Below are 1,471 nucleotides of genomic sequence, written 5' to 3'. Positions count from 1 at the left end.
GATGTCCATAAGAAGAGTTTTACTTTATGATGTTACACATTTTCTGATGATGAGGTTAAATACAAACAAAAGATACAAGCTGATTATAGATTGATTCTGAAATACATTGAAGGTGTACGAGATAAATATCCAAAATCCTCTACCTTTCTATGTGGTTATGAAGCTGGTTGTTTAGGTTACTCATTATACCATGAGTTAAAGAATCATAATGTAGACTGTAAGATTTTAGCACCAACAACAATGGCTATAACAAATAACAGACGGGTAAAGACTGACAAAAGAGATGCAGGAAATATAGCTAGATGCTTAGCCCTAAAAACTTACAGTGAGGTCTATGTACCCTCTGCTGAAGATAATGCTATAAAAGATTTTATTCGTATGCGTGATGACCACATGAAAATGTTAAAGAGTACTAAACAGCAAATATTAGCATTCACTTTACGAAACGGATTTAAGTTTGAAGAAGGAAAAACTTATTGGACTCTAAAGCATATGAGTTGGTTAAGAACTTTAAAAATAGATGGTGTTTTTAAAGAGACACTTGACGAGTATCTTGTCACTTATGAGCAATTACTTGATAGAATAGAAAGATTAGATCAACGAATAGAAGAGTTGGCTTTAGGTGAAAAATATAATGAAAATGTTAAAATGCTGAATTGTTTCATTGGCATAAAAACACATACATCTTTATCATTTTTAGCTGAAATTGGAGATTTTAATCGATTTGCAAAGGCTGGTAACTTTAGTTCTTTCTTAGGATTAACAACCTGGTGAAGATACAAGTGATGAAAGGCGCAATGGGCTTGGTATAACTAAAGCAGGCAATAGCCATTTAAGAAAGTTATTAATAGAGTCTGCCCAAGGCTATACTAAAGGTCGAATAGGTTATAAATCAAAAGCTTTAAAAGCTAGACAAAAGGGAAATGCCTCTGAAGTAATAGCTTATGCAGACAAGGCAAACGAGAGATTGAGACGTAAATTCTACAAACTTACATTAAATAAAGGTGTAAATAGAAACAAAGCAAAAGCAGCAATAGCAAGAGAATTAGCATGTTTTATATGGGGAATGATGACAAATAACATTGCTTAATAAAAAGTGAACTATTATAAAGTGTTAACAAGTGTATAATTCAAATACATTTGAGCTTAAGTGTGCGGGTACAAAGGTAAAGTCTTAGATAACAAAGAAGGTTTAAACGATCTAAGAAATACCTCTGTTGACACTGTATTGAAAATACATTGATTCACGCTAGGAGATTATAGCGTTTGCGGCGAACCATTAGCCTGTTGGCAGAGAAATCTGATCCACGTATAACAGAGTGGCCAATGCCGGGAACTGTTAAATCTGAGGCTTTGCCTCTGTACCTGTGCGCACAATTTAAGAAAGGAAAAATGAGGGCGTTTTGTCATAGAACTTGACAAAGGTCACTTCATAACAGGTATTATGAAATCATTAATATGGGATTTAGAT

1 protein-coding gene is annotated in these 1,471 nt (G+C 33.7%); it reads left to right on the top strand.

Annotated elements, in window-relative coordinates:
• Positions 1-90: 90 nt before the first annotated feature.
• Positions 91-774, top strand: coding sequence for a transposase (locus tag JF818_RS16510; protein WP_233067998.1), 684 nt, complete (start codon positions 91-93; stop codon positions 772-774).
• Positions 775-1,471: the final 697 nt, after the last annotated feature.

The sequence above is a fragment of the Sphaerochaeta sp. S2 genome (genome assembly GCF_016406725.1).
Lineage (GTDB): Bacteria > Spirochaetota > Spirochaetia > Sphaerochaetales > Sphaerochaetaceae > Sphaerochaeta.
The sequence above is the reverse complement of the archived record's forward strand: the minus strand, read 5'-3'. Positions and strand labels throughout refer to the sequence as shown.